Consider the following 20423-nt stretch of genomic DNA (forward strand, 5'->3'; position numbering starts at 1 on the left):
AGTGCCGGAGTGCATCCGACCATCGCGCTAGTTGCAGATGGGCTGACGTCGTCGAGTCTAGTATTCGATGGTCGAATCATTCCGCTTGGTCCGCGTGATTATCATTGGCGGCTGGCATTTGCACGTCCGGATTACCTGCTCGTCGAGTCGGCGTGGTCCGGGTTGCGCGACAAGTGGAAGTATCGGATCGCGGCTTATCCTGATCATCCCGAGCGCAACAATCATGCGTTGGTACGGCTCGTGGCGGCGGCGAGGGATAGGGGCATCCCGACGGTGTTCTGGAACAAGGAAGATTCCGTTCATTTTGATCGTTTCGTGAACAGTGCGAAGCTATTCGATCACGTATTTACGGTGGATGCCAATGCTGTGCCGCGGTACAAGGCCGTGATGGGCGAGCATGCTTCAGTTCATACGCTGATGTTTGCAATTCAACCCCGAACACATGGCTTTACGGGCTTCGATTTCAAATTCCGGCGCGCGAATTTCGTCGGCAGTTACAGCAGCGAAGTTCACGCGCGCCGCCGTACATGGCAGGACACACTATTCGGCGCGGCGTGCCGGAGTGGGCTTGGGCTGACGGTTGTCGACCGCAACTCGAACCGCAAGGCAGCCCATTACCGGTTTCCCGTACTCGACGGACTGGATGTGCGGCATGCCCTCCAGCACGAGCAAACGGCCCAGATGTATCGCGATTACGTTGTGTCCTTGAATGTGAACACCGTCGAGGATTCGCCGACGATGTTTTCCCGGCGTCTCGTCGAGATTCTCGGCTGCGGCGGTATCGCGGTAACGACGCCGGCGCTGTCGGTCGATACGATGTTCGCAGACTTTTGTCATGTCGTCCGAAGTGACGAAGAGGCAGGTGAGTTGTTTGCACGTCTGTGTGGCGGTCCGTCCCGCGACGATCTCGAACGCGCGCGTGCTGGAGCGGCCCATGTCGCTCAGCACCATACCTGGCAGCACCGTTTGCGCCAGATCGAGGAGGTGTTGCGATAGTGGGCGCGATGACACCGGACGTGTGCGAACGTCTGCCGTTTCGTTTTTGGCGGCGATGTGCGGCGAGCGTGCAAAAAGGAGGGCGGAAGCGGGTGCTGGTCCTCGGAGATTCACACGTCCGTGTATTCGAGCACGCATGGTTTGTGTTGCTGTTGCCGCAAGTGCAGTTCGACGTCGAGTACGTTCCAGGTGCGACGGCGATTGGAATCGACAACCGGCACTCAATTACATCCGCGTTGCTTCGATTCACGAATCGTCTGCATTCTTCGAGCCACGATTGGGTCCTGCTCAATCTTGGCGAAGTCGACACGGCTTATTCTCTGTGGAAACTGGTTGAATTTCGTTCGTGCCCGATTCCGGTATTGCTCGATGAGGCAATTCGCAATTATTGCGATTTCATCACCGAAGTCGCCGAATCGCATCGCGTCGCAGTGCTCAGTGCTCCGTTGCCGACGCTAGCCGATCAGGCTGCGCCGCATGATGAGACGGCTGCCGTTCGCCAGCAGGTCGCGGCGACGCAACGCGAGCGTACCGAGCTGGCCCGCGAATTCAATGCCCGTGTGAAGGCCTTCTGTATCACGCATGGGGTGCCCTACCTCGATTCGAGCCAGGACGCACTCGGGGCAGACGGTCTCGTGAAGTCTTCATGGAAGCATACGCGCCGATTCGATCATCACTATGCACGTGGGCCGTATGCGCGTAGCCTCGTGCGACAGCTCAAGGTCCTTTTTGCTGGGCGTTCCGTCGGGTGTGAGGCAGACCGACGTGAGGTCCGGTTATGAGTTCGCCGTCTCGCTGGATCGTTCCGCTCCAGAGCGTCGGTTTATGGTCCTGGTGCGGCACGAACCCGTGGCTCGACGGGACCGTCGAATGCGGTCTGCCCTGGCGGCGTGCGGGTGGCGCCTCCGGCATCGTCGGCTGGGGCCTTCGCGAAAGTGGCAGGCGTGCCGAGGTATGGGCGGCCCGGGAAGGCGTGGACGTGCTGCGCCTCGAAGACGGTTTCCTCCGCTCGGTCTCGCTTGGCGTACTCGGCGACACTGCACTGTCGATCGTCATCGACGACCTCGGAATCTACTACGATGCCCGCCGCCCGTCTCGTCTCGAGGCGCTGGTGAAAGCGTCGATCGCGACGGCGGGCGACGCCGCACACACGTCTTCGAACGAATCGAGCGAAGCCGGTCGGGCGATCGCGCTGATCGTCAGCCACGGCCTGTCCAAATACAACCACGCCCCTGACTTCGTGCCGCCGAAAGACTGGCGCGACGACGCAGTCCTGGTCATCGACCAGACGCGTGGCGACGTTGCGGTCAGCCTCGGCGGTGCCGATGACACGTCGTTCCGCGCGATGCTCGCCGCCGCGCTCGCCGAAAATCCCGGCAAACCCGTCTGGATCAAGACCCATCCTGACGTGATGTGCGGCAAGAAGTCCGGCTATCTCGTCGACGAAACGTTCAGTGACCCGCGCGTGCGCCTGCTGCCCGCCGACGTCAGCCCGCCGTCGTTGTTGAAGCGGGTTGGCAAGGTCTACGCCGTCTCGTCCCAGATGGGCTTCGAGGCGCTGCTGTGCGGCAAGCCGGTCGTGACGTTCGGGCTGCCATGGTATGCCGGCTGGGGGCTCACCGACGACCGGCATGTGGATGCCCCGGTTGTCGCAGCGCGCCGCGGCAGCGCGACGCTGCACCAGTTGTTCGGCGCTGCGTACCTGCAATATTGCCGGTACGTCAATCCGGAAACCGGCAAGCGCGGCACGATCTTCGACGTGATCGCCTATCTTGCGAAGCAACGCCGGTTGAACGAAGTGACTCGAGGCGAACTCGTGTGCATCGGGCTGAGCCTGTGGAAACGCAGCGTGGTGGCGCCGTTTCTGCGGCACGGCGGCGCCCGCGTGCGTTTCGTCGATACACCCGCGGCCTTGCGACGACTGCCGCCGGATGCATCGCGGCGTGTCGTCCTGTGGGGCGCGCGGCATCCCGAGAGTGCGGCAGTCGCGCAAAAGCTGGGCTTGCCCGTGCTGCGCATGGAGGACGGCTTTATCCGCTCGGTCGGTCTCGGTTCGAACCTGATCGCGCCGTTGTCGCTCGTCGTCGACGATCTCGGCATCTATTTCGATCCGCGCACGCCGTCGCGACTCGAAGCGATCCTCGAGCGCGGCGGCTTTGACGATGCCGAGCTTGCCGAGGCCCATACCGTGCGCACCGCGCTGGTCGATGCGCGCATCGGCAAGTACAACGTCGGCGAAGGCGGTGTCGCGTTGCCGTCGCCGCGGCCGGCAAAGGTGATACTGGTGCCGGGCCAGGTCGAAGACGATGCGTCGATTCGCACCGGTTCGCCGTGGATCTCGACGAATCTCGACCTGCTGACGGCGGTGCGGGCCGCGCATCCCGATGCGTTCATCGTTTTCAAGCCGCATCCCGATGTCGTCAGCGGCAACCGCAAGGGGGCGATTGCACCGCATGAGGCGCTGCGGCTCGCCGACGTAGTGGCGCCCGAGTCCGACGTGATCGCATGCGTCGAGCAGGCCGACGAGGTGCATACGATGACCTCGCTCACCGGTTTCGAAGCACTGCTGCGCGGCAAGCGCGTCGTTTGCTACGGTGCGCCGTTCTATGCAGGCTGGGGGTTGACGCACGATGTTTTCGGGAACGCGCCGCACCATGGGCAGCGTGCGGCAATCGAAAGCGCTTCACGCGATTCGCATCCGGTCTGGGCGCGCCGCCGCCGCCGGTTGATGCTCGACGAACTGATTGTCGGTACGCTGCTGCGCTATCCGCGTTATGTCCATCCGGGTTCCCGCGCCGCGATTGACGCACATTGTGCGATCGCACTTTTGCACGCACAGCGGCAGTCGGTGGGGCAGGGGAAGTTGCGGCGAAACCGGCTGATGCAACAGTCCGGGAAGGTAAAAATGTGGGCGCGGACGACTTATATGGAATATCGGGATTCGGCGCGCAAGAGGCTTTATATGTCGCTTCAGCGCTGGCTTGCGAAGCTCTAGCCCGCGGGCCTCGGTAGCCCGTGCAGTGCAAAGCCCGGTGGCGGCATCTGGCAAGGCCAATCTGCGATAGCGTCTTTCGAACCTTCGCGGTTGTAAGGATATCTTGTAAAACGATACAATCGTTCACCTATAAATCCGGGGTAAAAATAAGGGCGGGAATAGTGGTTTAACGGCCGGCGCATAGGGTGTTTATCTCAAGCACGTGCGTAAAAATATTGAAAAATGAAAAATCTTATTAATAATGCGACGCTCTTTTCTGGTTCTGCAGGGCACGGCATCGCCGTTCTTTAGCCGGCTTGCCGATGCGCTGCGGAGCCGGGGCCATCGTGTTCGCAGAATCAATTTCTGTGGGGGGGATCTGGCTTATGCAGGAAGTGGCATGGCCAGTGATTACGCGGCGCATCCTGACGAACTTGCCGCGTGGTATGCGAGTTTGCTTCGCACCGGCGACGTGACCGATGTGATCCTGTTCGGCGACTGCCGGGCCATTCATCGGCCCGTGCATGCGGCTGCACGCGATTACGGCGTGACTGTTCACGTATTCGAAGAAGGGTATGTTCGTCCGCACTGGTTGACGCTCGAACGTCACGGCGTCAATGGCCGTTCGTTGTTGTCGCGCGATCCGGCCTGGTATCGGGACCGGCGCAGCGTCACGCCGCCGCGCGATCTCGGGCAAGCGACCGGGTACCGGCTGGCCGTGCGCGCATATCACGACATGCGCTATCGCGCGGCCAATACGCTGTATCGCGCGCGTTTCCCGAATTACCGCAGCCATCGTCCGCGCAACGGATTCGTCGAATACGCGGGGCTGGCGGCACGTGCGCTCAAGCAACCGCTATTCGAGCGCGAGGCGGCTCAGGTGACGCGTCGCCTGCTCGCTGGTCGCCCGTATTACCTGTTTCCGCTCCAGGTCAATGCGGACGCGCAGATCGTCCATCATTCACCGTTCAACGGTGTGCGCGAATCGATCGACCTCGTGCTGCAGTCGTTCGCGGAACATGCACCGGACGGACACGATCTGCTGATCAAGAATCATCCGCTGGACACGGGCCAGTTCGATTATCGCAGCCATGTCCGGCAGCTTGCGTGCACGCTCGGCATCGCGGAGCGTGTGTCGTTCATCGACGCTGGCCATCTTCCGACGCTGCTCGACCATACGCGCGGCGTGGTGCTGGTGAACAGCACGACCGGCATGTCGGCGCTTTACCACCATTGCCCGCTGATTGCCTTGGGCGTGGCGATCTACGACATCCCGGGGCTGGCGTGGCAGGGCGGGCTCGACAGTTTCTGGGAGCATGCCGAGCGACCGGACGAGGCGTTGTTTCAGGTTTTCCTGGATTACGTCATCCATCACACGCAGATCAACGGCGATTTCTATACGGATACCGGCATCGGCATGGCCGTGACGGGTGCCGTGCGGCGTCTGGAGGCCGCTAGCGTGGAGGTCAGTCATGCGTTCGCGTAGCGCAAATCATGTCGTGATCACGGGTGCGAGCGCTGGGCTCGGGCGCGCGCTTGCGTTGAGCTTCGCGGCACCTGGTGCCGTCATCGGGCTGACCGGCCGCGATGCCGCGCGCCTCCACGATGTGGCGGCTCTCTGCCGTGCACGCGGGGCGACGGTCGAATGCGGTCGCGTCGACGTGTGCGACGCCGACGCAATGCGTACCTGGCTGGACGCGTTCGACGATGCGTATCCGATCGACCTGCTGATCGCGAATGCAGGCGTCGCGAGCACGCTCGCACACGCCGGCGACTGGGAGGACCTCGAACGCACGGCAGCCGTGATCGATACGAACCTGTACGGTACGCTGCATGCGGTGCTGCCGGTCATCGCCCGCATGCGCACGCGTCGCCGCGGACACATTGCGATGGTCAGTTCGCTCGCGGCACTGCGCGGGATGGCGATTTCGCCGGCGTATTGCGCAAGCAAGGCCGCGCTGAAGGCCTATGGCGACTCGGTACGGCCGGTGCTCGCGCGAGACGGCATCAGGATGTCGATCGTACTGCCCGGTTTTGTAAAGACCGCGATGAGCGATGTCTTTCCCGGCGACAAGCGGTTCATGTGGTCGGCCGACCGTGCGGCAGGGCATATTCGTAGCGGCCTTCTCGCGGGGCGCGCGGAAATCGCCTTTCCCGGTACGCTCGCATTCGGAATGCGCCTGCTGGCGCTGCTGCCGGCGCGGCTCGCCGATGCGATTCTCGGCAAGCTGTCGTATCTGCCGCGCGAGGGCAGCTAGCGTGTCCGGGATGCATGCACTCTTCTTTGCGACGGCGCTAGCCGCATCGTTCGGCTTCGACGCGATTGCGGTGCCGCGTGCGCCGTTGCGCAGAACCGTGCGAGCTGTGGTTCTGCATTTGCTGGCGGTGACGTTCGTCGCCGCGTGCGTGTTGGTCATCACGTCGCGCCCGGTGTTTTCCGCCGGCGTTGCGGCGGCTGTCGTGGCGCTGACGGCCGCCATCAGCAACGCGAAGTTCCAATCGCTGCGCGAGCCGTTTGTCTTTACCGATCTGAGCCTGTTCAGCCAGCTGTTCTCCCATCCGCGTCTTTATTTGCCGTTCCTGAACGTCGGAACTGTCATCGCGATCGCGATCGGCGTCGTGCTGCTCGTGGCAGGCTGCTGGCTCGATCGACCGGACGGACCGGCGCGTGTCGTCGCCGCGGCTGCCGCGCTAGCGTGCCTGCTGGCTGCGATGCCGGTGGCGGCGCGTCTGCCTTTGACGCTCGACGTGACCTTGGACCAGGGCCGGCACGGCTTCTTCGCAGTGTTCGTCGCCGGTCTCGTCAATGGCTTGCGGCCGGCTACGCTGAGGGCATTCGATGCGGCAGCCGGCACGAGCCGGTTCGCATCGGGGGCGCCGTCGCGCTCGCCCGACGTCATCGTGGTCCAGAGCGAGTCGTTCTTCGATATCCGGCGTGCGACGTCCGCGGTCGCGCCGTCGTTGCTGTCGGAGTTCGATCGCGCACGGCAGGAGGCCATCGCGCACGGTACCTTGGCTGTTCCCGCATGGGGGGCGAATACGATGCGCACGGAGTTTGCCGTCCTGACGGGCATTCCGTCGGAGCGACTCGGGTACGCGCGCTTCTATCCCTATGCGTTTCTGCGCAAAGCGTGTCCGTCGCTTGCGGGCTGGTTCAGGCGCGGCGGCTACATGACGCGCGCGATTCATCCGTACTACGCAGATTTCTTCGGTCGCGACCGCGTGTTTCCGTTGATGCACTTCGATGCATTCATGGATATACGCAGCTTCGATGGCAAGCTGCATGCAGGACAGTACGTCGCGGATGCCGCCGTTGCCGATGCGATTATCGACGCGCTCGACGCTCCGCGCGAGCAGCCGGTGTTCATTTTCGCGATGACGATGGAGAACCACGGGCCACTCCATCTTGAGTCCGTGGCAGCCGGCGAAGCAGCTCGCTATCATTCGCTCGGCGAAGGCGCCGAGTGGCGCGACCTGACCGCTTACCTGCGTCACCTCGACAACGCGAACCGGATGATCGGTCGCCTGCTCGATCATCTGCGGCATAGCGGGCGCGAGACGATTGTCTGTTTCTACGGCGATCACGTTCCTGCGATCGGGCATGTCTTCGATACGCTTGGCGTCACGCCCGATCGCAGCGACTACTTTGTCTGGAGAAACGATGTGCGAGCGGACATCGGCGCGCAGGATATCCGGGCAGAAGATCTGGGCCGAGTGTTGATGTCGGCCGTCACTTATTCGAACGAGCCGCGCGTGTGCGATCGCGATGCGCTGGCCAAATCAGAAAGAGCATGAACAAGCAAATAGCGATCATCGGGATGGCATGTCGTTTCCCCGGTGGAGTCGAGAGCCCCGACGACTTCTGGCAACTGCTGCGCGACCAGCGCGACGCGGTGACCACCATTCCGTCCGATCGCTTCGGCACGGCGTTCTACCAGCACCCGTCGAAACGCGAAGCCGGCAAGAGTTATACGTTCGCAGCCGGCGTTCTGAACGACGTGGCGGGTTTCGACGCAGCGTTTTTCGGCATTTCCCCGCGCGAAGCCGCGCAGATGGACCCGCAGCAGCGGTTGTTGCTCGAGCTCGCGTGGGAGGTGTTCGAAGATGCCGGTCTGCAACCCGCCGCAATGCGCGGCCGGGATTGCGGCGTGTTCGTCGGCATTGCCGGAACCGATTACGGTAGTCGAAACATGGACGATCTGAACACGATCGATCCCTATTCCGCGACCGGCAACACGCTCAGCATCGCATCGAACCGCGTGTCCTATCTGTTCGACCTGCGCGGGCCGAGCATGTCGGTCGATACGGCGTGCTCGTCGTCGCTCGTCGCGCTTCATCAGGCCGTTCAGGCGCTACAGTCGGGCGAGACGGCAATGGCGCTTGCCGGCGGCGTGAACCTGCTGTTGCATCCGTTCGGGTTCGTCAGTTTCTCGAAGGCGTCGATGCTGTCGCCGCGTGGCCGTTGCCGTGCGTTCGACGCGACTGGCGATGGCTATGTCCGCGCAGAGGGCGGGGCGTTCGTGCTGCTTAAACCGCTGGAGCAGGCACTGGCGGACGGCGACACAATTCACGCCGTCATCGCCGGGTCGGGCGTGAACTCGGACGGACATTCGCATGGCGGCATCAACGTGCCGTCCGCAGCAACGCAGGCGGATCTGCTGCGTGCCGTGTATCGGCGCGCGGGCGTCGATCCGCGCACGCTCGCATACCTCGAGGCGCACGGAACGGGCACTGCGGTCGGCGATCCGATCGAGGCGCGCGCGCTGATCGACGCGGTCTCCGGTGACCGGCCGGCATCCGACCCGTTGCTGATCGGTTCGGTCAAGACCAACATCGGGCACCTCGAGACGGCTTCGGGAATGGCGGGCCTGCTGAAGGCCGTGCTGTGCCTGAAGCATCGTGCGGTGCCGAGTTCGCTGCACTTCGAGAAGCCGAACCCCGCCATCGATTTCGACGGTGGCCGCCTGCGTGTGGTCGATCGCTATACGCCGATCGAGCGCGCCGACGCGCCGCTGGCGATCGGCATCAACTCGTTCGGCTTTGGCGGCACGAATGCACACGTGGTACTGATCGAGGCGGCGGGCGGCCAGGCATCGGGCGTGCGGCCGGCGGCAGCAACGGACGGCACGCCGCTGCCGCCGCTTGTGCTGACGGCGCGATCGCCGGATGCGCTGGCGACGCTTGCGTCACGTTATCTCGTCCGTCTACGCAACGGCGCTGCCTGGCCGGCGCTGGCGGCTACCGCGGCACGGCGCCGCCAATGGTTCGAACATCGTGCGGTCATCGCTCCGTCCGATCCCGACGAAGTGAATGAGGCGCTCGCGGCGCTTGCCGAACCGTCGACGCACGCGTTGCCGGCCTGCGTGGTGCAGGGGCAGGCGGCCGAAGGGGCATGGAAAGTTGCCTTCGTCTACGCGGGTAACGGTTGTCAGTGGGCCGGAATGGGCCAGCAGCTCTACGCACAGGACGCCGTATTCCGCGCGGCGCTCGACGAGGTCGATGCACTCTGGCGTGCGGACGGCAATGCGTCGCTCGTCGCCGCGATGTGCGAAGGCGTCGACGCCGAATGGCTTGCCGCGACCGAAAATGCACAGCCGTTGCTGTTCGCGATGCAGGTTGGCATCACACGGGTGCTGATGGCACGCGGCATCCGCTTCGACGCGACGCTCGGCCATAGCGTCGGCGAGATCGCTGCTGCATGGGCATCGGGCGCGCTGACGCTCGCCGAGGCCGTGCGCGTGATTCGGATCCGCAGCGGCGCGCAAGGGCTGACGCGCGGCGCGGGCCGGATGGCGGCGGCCGGCATCGGCGAGGCCGCGGCACGCGACTGGATCGCACGCCTCGATCTGGCGTCCGTCGTGGAAGTCGCGGGCACCAACAGCCCGGATGCGGTGACGCTCGCGGGCTCGCCGGCGGCGCTTGATGCGATCGGCGCCGCGCTCGCAGGCGCCGGCCACTTCTACCAGATGCTCGACCTCGATTACGCCTTCCACAGCAGCCACATGGACGCGATCGAATCGGCCGTGCGCGACGGGCTGGCCGATCTCGTGCCGCGCGAGACGCACACGCGGTTCGTGTCGACGGTGACGGGCGACACGTTGCCGGGCACCGCGCTCGATGCCGGCTACTGGTGGCGCAACATTCGCGAGCCGGTCCGCTTCGGCGAGGCGACCGCCTGCCTTGTCGACGATGACGTGCGCGTGTTCATCGAAATCGCGCCGCATTCGATCCTGCGTACCTACGTGAAACAGACGCTTGCCGCGCGCAAGCTGCCCGGAGCTGTCGTGCCGACGCTCAAGCGTTACCACGACACGGCGGAGATGCTCGCGCACGCGATCCTGTCGGCAGTCGCGCATGGCGCGCGCGTCGATCTCGACAGCTTCGTTCCGGATGCGCCGAAGGCCGCGCTGCCCACCTATCCGTGGCAGCGCGAGCGCTTCTGGCTCACGCCGAGCGTCGAGGGCTACGGTCTCGTGAACCGCCGCGTCGATCATCCGCTGCTCGGTTACCGCTTGCACGAGCATGCATTCGCATGGGAGAACCAGCTCGATCCGCAACGCGTGCCGATGCTCGCCGATCACGTCGTCGACGGCGGCGCGGCGTTCCCGGGCGCGGGCTACGTCGAAATGGCGCTCGCGGCGGCGCGAGCGTTCTTCGGTACCGCGGATGTCGCTGTCGAGAACCTCGAGATCCGCATGCCGGTCGTGTTCCAGCCGCAGCACGCGAAGCTGTTCCGGCTCGTGATCGACGTGCGTACGGCGTCGTTCACGATCGAAACGCGCGACCGGATGACTGACGGCCCGTGGAACCTCAACGTGACCGGGCGCCTGCTCGAAAGTGGCAACACGCTGAGTGTGGACAGTGCGCCCGACACGACGACGATCGTGCGTCTGCAGTCGCATCCGGCGATCTCCGGCGATGCGCTGTATGCCGCCACGAAGACGATCGGGCTGAGCTATGGTCCGGCCTTCCGCTGGGTGCGATCGGTGCGCGTGTCGGGCGACGACGCGCTGGCCGAACTCGGCGTGCCACCGAGTCTCGCCAATGCGCAGGCGCTGTCCGGTTACCTGCTGCATCCGGCGTTGATGGACAGCGGCTTTCATCCGCTGTTCGCCGTGCTCGCACAGGCAGGTGCCGCGCCCGACGATGCGCATGCGGCGTTCGTGCCGGTCCAGATCGGGCGAGTCGATTATCTGAGCGGCGAATCGGTTTGCCGCGTGCTCGCGCGGATCCATCGCCGCAGTCCGCACTCGATCGTCGCGTCTTTCGAGTTTCTCGATCAAGGCGGGAAGATCGTCGTGCGGCTGGCCATGTGCCGCTTCCGTCGCGTCGATCTCGCCGGACGGCGGCACGGTAAGCCCGCGCGCTTCGCCTACGTGCTCGAAGCGCGGCCGCAGCCGGCCGGATTCACGGCTGAGGCACTCCCGCTGCCGCAGGAACTCGTCACGCGTGCGAACGCGCAGGTGTCGGCGCAGGAAGACGTCGCGCGCCGTACGCGGCACCTGGCCGAAATGCTGCCGCTTCTCGACGTGCTCGCGGGGCTGCATGCGCTCGAAACGCTCGACGCGCTCGACGCGTTCGGGCAGCCGGCGGACACGTATTCTCAACAGGTCGCGCGGCTGGCGGATATGGTCGTCGAGGACGGGCTGGCCCGCTTCGACGGAAACCGCCTCGTTCGAGATCCGGAAGCGTGTGCCGCGATGCCCGCACGCGAGGCGCTGTGGCGCGATCTGCTGTCTGCATCACCGAGTCACGTCGCGGAACTGACGCTGCTTGCGCACGTCGGCGCGGCACTGCCGCGCGCGCTGCGTGACCCGTCGTCGGCGAGCTCGCTGCTTTCGCCGACGGGGCAAAGCCTCGTCGAACAGTTCTTCGACGTCTCGCCGACATGGACGCACGTGCGTGCGATGCTTGCCGCGTGCGTCCGGGAGGCCGTCGGCGCGTGGGCGCCGCTGCGCCGGTTGCGCGTGCTGGAGATCGGCGTTGCGAACGGTGACGTGCTGCAGCCGCTCGACGTCGACGTGCCGGCCCGTCGCTGCGAATACACGCTTGCAGGTACGCAGCAGCAGCTCGCGGGATTCGATGCGGATGTACACGCGCACGTGCAGACCTTGCTGTACGCACCCGACGAACCGTTGTTCTCGCAATGCCGCGATACGACACCGTTCGACATGGTGGTCGTCAACCGGATGCTCGGAGACTGTCCGGACCCGCTGGCGGCACTGACGGCGATTGCCGAGCGGCTTGCGCCGGGCGGGCTCGTCGTCATCGCCGATGCGCGCCGCAGTCGGTTCTCGGAGATCGTGTTCGGCACGGCCTGCAGCGAAGTTGCCACCGCAGCCTACGGCGCGTTGGCGCCCGCCGCGATCGTGTCGATGTGCGAGCGCGCCGGTTTCGTCGACGTGGTGCGCGATATCGAGCAGGACCTCGATATCGAGGGGGGGCCGACGTTGGTGGTGGCACGCAAGCCGGTTGCCGAGGTACAGCAGCACGAGGACTTCCCGCGTACCCTGACGGCAAATGATGACGCGCGCTGGCTGATCGCACAGGATGACCACGATCCGTTTGGTTTGGCGCTGGCAGGTGAACTCGAGCGGCTGGGCTGCCATGTCGAATCCGCTCCGGTTCGCGAGGCTGCTGCATGGTCGACGCGCCAGCCGGCCGATCGTCCGTCCCATATCGTGTTCGTGGCGCCGCTTGCATCATCCGATGCTGCCGACGGCGCAGCCATGATGCGTGCGCAGCAGGGCGGCGCGCTTGCACTCGCGGCACTCGTGCGCGATCTCGATTCAGCGGGAGCGATCGAGCGCGGCCGGCTGTGTGTGGTGACACGCGGCGGTGCACCGTTCGCGGGCGGCGTATCGTCTCATCCTGAGCATGGAAGCCTGTGGGCGCTCGGCCGCGTCATGGCGAACGAGTACCCGGCGTTGTCGATGCGCCTGATCGACGTCGACCCGGCTGGCGAACAACCGGCACTGCAACTGGCGACAGGGCTGCTCGGCGACGACGGCGAGGAGGAAGTGCTCCTGGCGCCGCAGGGCCGCTTCGTGCCGCGCATGCTGCCGGCAGCCAGGGCAGCCGAGCACGACAACGTGCTGCCGGCGTCGCCCGACGCGAGGCTCGCGTTCGACACGCCGGGTTCGCTGCGCAACCTCGAATGGTTCGTGCTGCCGGCGCGTGACCTCGCGTCCGGCGAGGTTGAGATCGAGCCCGCGGCGACCGGGCTCAACTTCCGCGACGTCATGTACGCGATGGGGCTGTTGTCCGACGAGGCCGTCGAGACGGGGTTTGCCGGAGCGACGGTCGGCATGGAATTGTCGGGCCGGATCGTGCGTGTCGGCCCTGGCGTCGACGCCTGGGCACCTGGCGACGAAGTGCTGGGTTTCGCCCCCGCGTCGTTCGCGACGCGGGTGGTGACGCGTGCAACGGCGATCGCCCGCAAACCCGACAACCTGTCGTTCGAGGAGGCCGCGACGATCCCGACGACCTTCTTCACTGCGTACTATGCGCTGTGCGAACTGGCGCGGGTACGGCGCGGCGAGCGCGTGCTCGTGCACGGCGGTGCTGGCGGAGTGGGTATCGCGGCGATCCAGATCGCACGCCATCTCGGTGCCGAAGTCTTCGCGACGGCCGGCAGTGACGAGAAACGCGCTTTCATCGGCTTGCTCGGTGCTGATCATGTGCTCGATTCGCGCAGCCTCGCATTCGCGGACGAGATACTCGCCCTCACGAACGGCGAGGGGGTCGACATCGTACTCAACTCGCTCGCGGGCGAGGCGATGGTGCGCAGCATCGACACGCTGCGTCCGTTCGGCCGGTTCCTCGAACTCGGCAAGCGCGATTTTTACGAGAACAGCCGGATCGGCCTGCGGCCGTTCCGCAACAACATCAGCTATTTCGGCATCGATGCGGATCAGCTGATGGGCGTCCTGCCCGAACTGACGGCGCGGCTGTTCGAAAACGTAATGGCCCTGTTCTCCGATGGCGTGCTGCACCCGCTGCCGTATCGTGCGTTTCCGGCTGCGCGTGTCGAGGAGGCATTCCGTTACATGCAGCAGGCCCGTCAGATCGGCAAGGTGCTCGTCACGTATCCGTACGGCACGCCGGCACCGACGCACGGTGTCACGTCACCGACCCTGCCGTTCGACCCACACGCTGCGTACCTGATCGTAGGCGGTACGGGCGGCCTCGGATTCGCGACCGCACGCTGGATGGTCGAGCGTGGCGCGCGTCACCTGACGCTCGCGAGCCGGGGCGGTGTGCTCGACGTCGCGATGCAGGCGGACGCCGATCGCTGGCGCGACGAGCTTGGCGCGGTCGTGACGGTCGTGCAATGCGATGTGACCGACAGCGCGGCGCTCGACGGGCTGGTCGACGCGATCGAGTGCGCCGGCACGCCGCTCAAGGGCGTGCTGCATTCGGCGATGCGGATCGACGACGGGCTGCTGCGCAATGTCGATGACGCACGCTTCGCTGCCGTGCTCGAGCCGAAGGTGGCGGGTGCGTGGAATCTGCATCGCGCGACGCAACGCTGCGAGCTCGATTTCTTTGTCGTGTATTCGTCGGCGACGACCTATCTCGGCAATCCGGGGCAGGGCGCGTATGTCGCCGCGAACGGTTTCCTCGAGGCACTGGTTGCGCATCGCCGTGCAAACGGGCAGCCGGCCACCTTCATGGCCTGGGGGCCGGTCGAGGACGTCGGTTTTCTCGCCCGCCACGCCGGCACGCGCGAGGCACTGCAGGCGCGGATCGGCGGCGCGTCGATCACGTCGGACGAAGCGATGGCCGCGCTCGAACGTGTGCTCGTATTCGGGGAGGCCGGCGAAGCGGTCGTGCGCCTGGATTGGCGCGCGGTCTCGCGCGGCATGCCGGCCGCGCAGGCGCGTCGCTACATGGCATTGCAGGCTGGTGCCGCGGTGGAAGCGCCCAGCGAGGACGGTGCCGTGCTGGAACAGTTGCGCGCACTGTCGCCGGTCGAAGCCGTGGCGCTTGTCGAGACGACGCTTCGCGGGCAGATTGCGCGGATTCTTCACTTGTCGCCGGAGCGGGTCGATGTCGGCCGCTCGGTCCTCGATCTCGGTATGGATTCGCTGATGGGTATGGAGCTCGGGATGGCCGTCGAGGAGACCTTTGGCGTCAAGCTGTCGATCATGGCGATCGCGGAAGGGGCAACGGTCCATACGCTCGCGGCACGCATCGTCGACCTGCTCGATGCGCAGGCCGGTAGCGATCCCGCAGCGGCGGCAGATGAGCTGGTCGAAGCGCTGGTCGCGCGGCATGCGCTTGGCGACGACGCACGGACCGAGCTCGCGCGAGATCGGAATCGAGACAATCCGGACGCGGAAGCGGGTCGGTCGACGCAGGGGCATGCCGAATGACGTTGCCGCAAGGATGGCAAGCGAACCAAGGTACGCTGGCCCGGCCGCTGGTGTTGTCGGGGCACGGCTTGCATACCGGCCGTCGCGTAAACGTGCGGATCCAGCCTGTCGTGCCGTCGGACAGCCGGCACGGGATCGTGTTTCGCCGAATTCACGCTGGACGCGAGCTTGGCGTGCTCGAGGTCGATCCCGCGCTGCGCCGCGCGCAGCCGCTGTGCACGATGCTGCGCAACGCCGACGGCGTCGGCGTTCGCACGATCGAGCATCTGCTCGCGTCGCTGCTCGCGTGCGAGATCGATCATGCGATCGTCGAGATCGATGCCGAGGAAGTGCCGATTCTCGACGGCAGCGCTGCACCGTGGGTGGATGCCATCCGCGCGTGCGGCCGGGTCGCGCTCGATGCGCCGAAACGCTTCATCCGCGTGCTGCGGCCCGTCGTCGTCACGGACGGCGAGGGCGACCAGCGGCGCGAAATGCGCATCGAACCGGCGCCGCGTTACGAACTGAGCGTGCGCAACGACCTGCGCGGCTTCGGCGACATGCACTGGGACGGTGCGCTGACGCCGGCCGCATTTGCGACCGAAATCGCGCCGTCGCGCTCGTACGGCCGCGTGAAGTGGGCGGTACCCGCGATCGTCGCCGGTTACCTGCGCGGGGTGCCGATCCTGCGCGGCGCGCGGCCGTCATGCACCGCGTCCATCATCGGCAATCGCGTGCTGGGCGGGATGCGGCTGCCGGAAGAGTTCGTCCGGCATCGCGTGCTCGACCTGGTCGGCGATCTGGCGCTGGCCGGCGCGCCGCTGCTGGCGCGCGTGAGCGCGCTGCGACCGAGCCACGAGATGAATTTCCGGCTGGTGGACGCGCTGCTGGCCGAACCGGATGCGTGGCAGTGGGCCGAGTTTCCCGACGCGTGACACCACGCTTTTTCATGACGCGCGGCGTAACATAGCGTCTTTTCGAGATACAGCGAAGGAAGCAATGGCACTGGGAGAGCATCTTCGCCAGCAACTGGCGGCGAAAGCGCTGAAACGGCAACTGGAGCGCGCAACTGATGCCGCCGCGGCACCGGGCGTGCCCGGCACGCTGGCCGCGCAGACCGCATCGGCGCGCAGCCGCTTCGAATCGATGCCGCAGTATCAGCAGGTCCGGATCATGCGCGAGATGGGCGAGAAGCTGCGCGTCGACTCGCCGTTTTTCCGCGTGCACGACGGCGTGGCCGGTGCGACGACGCAGATCGGCGGCCGCGAGTACCTGAACTTCGCGAACTACAACTACCTCGGCCTGGCAGGCGATCCGGCCGTGTCGTCGCGCGCGAAAGCCGCGATCGACCGCTACGGCACGTCGGCTTCCGCGAGCCGGATGGTCGCGGGCGAGCGCCCGGTGCAGCGCGACCTCGAGCGCGCGCTGGCCGCGTTCTACGAGACCGACGACTGTGTCGCGTTCGTGAGCGGCCATGCGACGAACGTGACCGTGATCGGCGCGTTGTTCGGCCCCGGCGATCTGGTCGTCCACGATTCGCTCGCGCACAACAGCATCGTGCAGGGCGCGCAGTTGAGCGGCGCGAAGCGGCTGAGCTTCGCGCACAACGACTGGCAGGCGCTCGACGAACTGCTGTCGCGCGTGCGCCGCGAATACCGGCACGTGCTGATCGCGATCGAAGGGCTGTACAGCATGGACGGCGATTTCCCCGACCTGCAGCGCTTCGTCGACGTGAAGACGCGCCACGGTGCCTTCCTGCTGGTCGACGAGGCGCATTCGCTCGGCGTGCTCGGCGCGACCGGCAAGGGCATCCGCGAGCACTGCGGTGTCGCGCCCGACCAGGTCGACATGTGGATGGGCACGATGAGCAAGACGCTGGCCGGCTGTGGCGGTTTCATCGCCGGCTGCCAGCCGCTGGTCGACATGCTGCGCCATCTGGCGCCAGGCTTCCTGTACAGCGTAGGGCTCGCGCCGACGCTCGCCGAAGCATCGCTGGCCGCGCTCGAGCGCCTGCAGGCCGAGCCGGAGCGCGTCGCGCAACTGCAGGCGCGCGGACGGCAGTTCCTGACCGAGGCGCGCGCCGCGGGGCTGAATACGGGCACGAGCGCCGGGTTCGCGGTCGTGCCGGTGATCACGGGGAGCTCGCTGAAGGCCGCGCAATGGGCCAATGCGATGTTCGACGAAGGAATCAACGTGCAGCCGATCTTCTATCCGGCCGTCGAGGAAAAGGCGGCGCGCCTGCGCTTCTTCATCTGCTCGACGCACGAGCCGGAGCAGATCAGCCGGACGGTCGCCGTGTTGTCGCGTCTCGCGGGGCGCAGCGCATGACGCTGGCCGGCGCGTTCGCGCAAGCGGTTCCGCGCGCCGGTGAGCGCGTGCGGTTTCGCGCGGCCGATGCGGGCGACGCGGCAGCGTGTGCACCGCTTGTGTTTGCGTCCGGCGTGGCCGAATTCGGGTTCTTCCTCGGCGAAAGCGACGCACGCTGCATCGCCTTCCTGCAGCAGGCGTTCCGGTCGCGTCACGGGCGCTTCTCGTGGCGCCGGCATCGTGTCGCGGTCGCCGACGACGGCGCCGTGCTCGCCGTGATGGCGATTCACGACGGGCAGCAAACGATGTTCGACGACGTGCATGTCGTGTGGGCGCTGGCGCGTTGCTTCGGCGTGCGCCGCACGATTGGCCAGTTGTTGCGCGGGCTGATCCTCGAAACGGAAATTCCGGCGCCGAAGCGCTCGCAGATCCTCGTCGCGCATTGCGCAACCGACGAGCGGCAGCGCGGCACGGGGATCTTCAGCGCACTGTTTCGCGATGCGCTGGACACCGGCGCATTGCCCGCCGACGGCAGTCGCGACGTCGTGCTCGACGTGCTGACCCGCAACGTGCGGGCCCGCGCGCTGTACGAACGGCTCGGATTCACCGCGCTGCCGCGGCCGCGTGCCCGTTCGCGCCGGCTGCCGGCCGAACTCGATTCGATCCGGATGCGGTTGTCGCGCCGCGCCTGACGGCGCGAATCACAGCCCGTTGCGTTACTTGTGCCGCGGGCTGAACGGCCGCTGCTGCACATCGGCGCCGTGCGCGACGATCGCCATGCTTTCCGGTACTTCCTCCCACGCACCCCGCAAGTCGACGAGCGGCTCGGACACGACCATGAACGCGTCATCGCCGGCTTCGGCGATGCGCGGGTTGTGCGGATACAGCTCGTGCAGGTGCTTGAACGACGTGCTGTGGAACAGCGAACGTGACTGCCGTTCACTCGAATAGCGCACCGCGGTGATCCGTTCGCCGTCCGTCGCGCAGATCGTCATGTTGAGCGGGTCGGCCACGCGATGCCGCGCGGCGGTTTCCTCGACCACGCCGACCATCCGCTCGAGCGCCGGCAGCGGCGTCTGCTCGAGGCCGTAGGTCAGCGCAAGGCGGAACATCAGTTCGGAATCGGTCGAGCCTTCGAGCGTCGGGAACAGCGCGGGATCGACCTTCATCGTCAGGTCGCGGCGCAGCTTGTGGAAGTCGCGGATCAGTCCGTTGTGCGCGAACAGCCAGCGACCGTGGCGGAACGGGTGGCAGTTGGTTTCCTGCACGGGGGTGTCGGTGGCCGCACGGATATGCGCGATGAACATCCGCGAACGGATCGCGCGCGCGGCTTCGCGCAGGTTGCGGTCGTTCCACGCGGGATGCACGGAGCGGTAGCGGAACGGGAGTTCTTCGGGGCGCCCGTACCAGCCGATGCCGAAGCCGTCGCCGTTGGTGGTCGTCGCCCCGAGCTCCGAATGTAGGCTCTGGTCGATCAGCGAATGCTTCGCGCGGAACAGTACGGTTTCGAGATGAATCGGATTACCCGTATAAGCGAGCCAGCGGCACATGGAGCGCTCCTTCACGATGGATCGTTCGCAGCATGGTAGCCGACTTCGCGGCGCATCCGTGCCTGGGCGCACGCGGCCGGTCATTCGGGCAGGTACGCTGGCCAATCTTCATACATCGGTTGCCGGCCCGGATGCGTGACGCGCAACCGGGCGGCCATGCGGCCAATGCGGCCGGGCGCCGCCACCCGACGGCAACGCCGCGGCCGTCAAGCTCACTCGCCGAGCGCGTCCATCACGCGTGCCGAATAGACAAGCGCCGCACCCGCGTTCAGTGCAATTGCCACGCCGAGCGCTTCCGCCACTTCCTCTTTGGTCGCGCCATGCTTGGCCGCTTCCGCGGTGTGCACGGCGATACAGCCGTCGCAGCGCGTCGTGACGGCGACCGCGAGCGCGATCAGTTCGCGCGTCTTCGCGTCGAGATGGCCCGTCTTGGCACCGGCGCCCGACAGCGCCTTGTAGCCGGCCAGCGTATCGGGCGACAGCTTGGCGATCTCGCCGATGCGCGTCGAGAGTTCCTTCCGGTATTCGTTCCAGTTCAGCATGATGCGTCCTTTCGAGTAGGGGTGAGGAAGGCGGCGGGCGCCGCGATCTCGGGCGATGCAGGGCTATTCTGATCGTTCGCGCTGAGGGTTTCGATACGCTAGAGTGTCAATTTTTAGCGCGATCGTCTCATGGATGCGTTGAGTCAACTCCTGTCGCTGGGCCGCAGCCATGTCGAACTCGACGTGCGCTGCCTGCTCGACGGGCCGTTCGCGATGCCGCACGACCCGCTGCCGTCCGGCGAGGCGGCGTTTCACCTGGTGCTGGCCGGAACCTGCCGGCTGCGTACCGCGGACGGGCGTACGCTGCAGCTCGCCGAAGGCGATTTCGTGCTGTTGCCCGCAGGTGGCGCGCACGACCTGCTCGACGCAGGGGCCGGCCGGTCGCGGCCGGTTGCGGCATTGCGCGAACAGGGCGCCGGCGGCGGTGCGGTGCTGCCGGTCAAGTCGAACCTCGATCCGGCCGAACCGGGCGGCGCGAGCGTGGACCTGCTGTGCGGACGGTTCGTCTATGCGCGCGGCGCGGGCGAACTGCTGATGCGCACGCTGCCGCATGTGCTGCATGTCGGGTTGCGCGAGGCGTCGGGGTTCGCGCCGCTGCAACTGCTGACGAGCGTGCTGCGCACCGAGGCATCGAACGGGCAGCCGGGCGGGCGCGCGCGCGTGAACGCGGTCCGCCCGCCGCTGCTCGCGGACGGCC

At 66.1% G+C, this 20423-nt stretch carries 13 protein-coding genes; 11 read left to right on the forward strand and 2 right to left on the reverse strand.

All coding sequences use genetic code 11. The features are described from left to right. Positions 1-9: 9 nt before the first annotated feature. The 10 genes from G3O00_RS05740 (at position 10) to G3O00_RS05785 (ending at position 18326) form a co-directional block, all read left to right on the forward strand. Positions 10-996 (forward strand): glycosyltransferase, encoded by a 987-nt coding sequence (locus G3O00_RS05740; RefSeq protein ID WP_346778957.1) that lies wholly within the window; start codon positions 10-12, stop codon positions 994-996. 8 nt (positions 997-1004) lie between these two features. Further along, positions 1005-1778 carry an SGNH/GDSL hydrolase family protein gene (locus G3O00_RS05745; RefSeq protein WP_206142373.1) on the forward strand — a complete coding sequence of 258 codons (774 nt, stop codon included), beginning with the start codon at positions 1005-1007 and terminating at the stop codon, positions 1776-1778. Then, entirely contained in the window at positions 1775-3991 is a 2217-nt protein-coding gene (locus G3O00_RS05750; RefSeq protein WP_206142374.1) for a capsular polysaccharide biosynthesis protein, read from the forward strand. The genes G3O00_RS05745 and G3O00_RS05750 overlap by 4 nt, the downstream gene beginning before the upstream one ends. Positions 3992-4232: 241 nt before the next feature. Beyond that, on the forward strand, positions 4233-5456 hold the full coding sequence (locus tag G3O00_RS05755) for a capsular biosynthesis protein (protein WP_206142375.1): 1224 nt from the start codon (positions 4233-4235) through the stop codon (positions 5454-5456). Then, positions 5443-6228, forward strand: a complete 786-nt coding sequence (locus G3O00_RS05760; RefSeq protein WP_206142376.1) for an SDR family NAD(P)-dependent oxidoreductase — start codon at positions 5443-5445, stop codon at positions 6226-6228. Before G3O00_RS05755 ends, G3O00_RS05760 begins: the two co-directional genes overlap by 14 nt. A gap of 10 nt (positions 6229-6238) precedes the next feature. Beyond that, positions 6239-7765 carry an LTA synthase family protein gene (locus tag G3O00_RS05765; RefSeq protein ID WP_241024976.1) on the forward strand — a complete coding sequence of 509 codons (1527 nt, stop codon included), beginning with the start codon at positions 6239-6241 and terminating at the stop codon, positions 7763-7765. Continuing rightward, positions 7762-15348, forward strand: a complete 7587-nt coding sequence (locus G3O00_RS05770) for a type I polyketide synthase (RefSeq protein ID WP_206142378.1) — start codon at positions 7762-7764, stop codon at positions 15346-15348. The genes G3O00_RS05765 and G3O00_RS05770 overlap by 4 nt, the downstream gene beginning before the upstream one ends. Further along, a complete protein-coding gene (locus G3O00_RS05775) occupies positions 15345-16262 on the forward strand; it encodes a UDP-3-O-acyl N-acetylglycosamine deacetylase (RefSeq protein WP_206142379.1) in 918 nt (305 codons plus the stop codon). The genes G3O00_RS05770 and G3O00_RS05775 overlap by 4 nt, the downstream gene beginning before the upstream one ends. Before the next feature lie 64 nt (positions 16263-16326). Further along, positions 16327-17655 (forward strand): aminotransferase class I/II-fold pyridoxal phosphate-dependent enzyme, encoded by a 1329-nt coding sequence (locus G3O00_RS05780; RefSeq protein ID WP_122944568.1) that lies wholly within the window; start codon positions 16327-16329, stop codon positions 17653-17655. Further along, complete coding sequence (locus tag G3O00_RS05785) at positions 17652-18326, forward strand: GNAT family N-acetyltransferase (RefSeq protein ID WP_206142380.1); 675 nt, start codon at positions 17652-17654, stop codon at positions 18324-18326. The genes G3O00_RS05780 and G3O00_RS05785 overlap by 4 nt, the downstream gene beginning before the upstream one ends. 24 nt (positions 18327-18350) lie before the next feature. Here G3O00_RS05785 and G3O00_RS05790 read toward each other — a convergent pair whose 3' ends face one another. Beyond that, positions 18351-19184 (reverse strand): class II glutamine amidotransferase, encoded by an 834-nt coding sequence (locus G3O00_RS05790; protein WP_206142381.1) that lies wholly within the window; start codon positions 19182-19184, stop codon positions 18351-18353. 212 nt (positions 19185-19396) lie between these two features. Beyond that, positions 19397-19726 carry a carboxymuconolactone decarboxylase family protein gene (locus G3O00_RS05795; protein ID WP_011351062.1) on the reverse strand — a complete coding sequence of 110 codons (330 nt, stop codon included), beginning with the start codon at positions 19724-19726 and terminating at the stop codon, positions 19397-19399. 129 nt (positions 19727-19855) lie between these two features. Between G3O00_RS05795 and G3O00_RS05800 the strand changes: the two genes are divergently transcribed. Beyond that, positions 19856-20423: cupin domain-containing protein (locus G3O00_RS05800; RefSeq protein WP_206142382.1), on the forward strand; the 568-nt coding region annotated here is incomplete at its 3' end.

This window comes from Burkholderia sp. Ac-20384, assembly GCF_017104605.1.
Classification (GTDB): domain Bacteria; phylum Pseudomonadota; class Gammaproteobacteria; order Burkholderiales; family Burkholderiaceae; genus Burkholderia; species Burkholderia lata.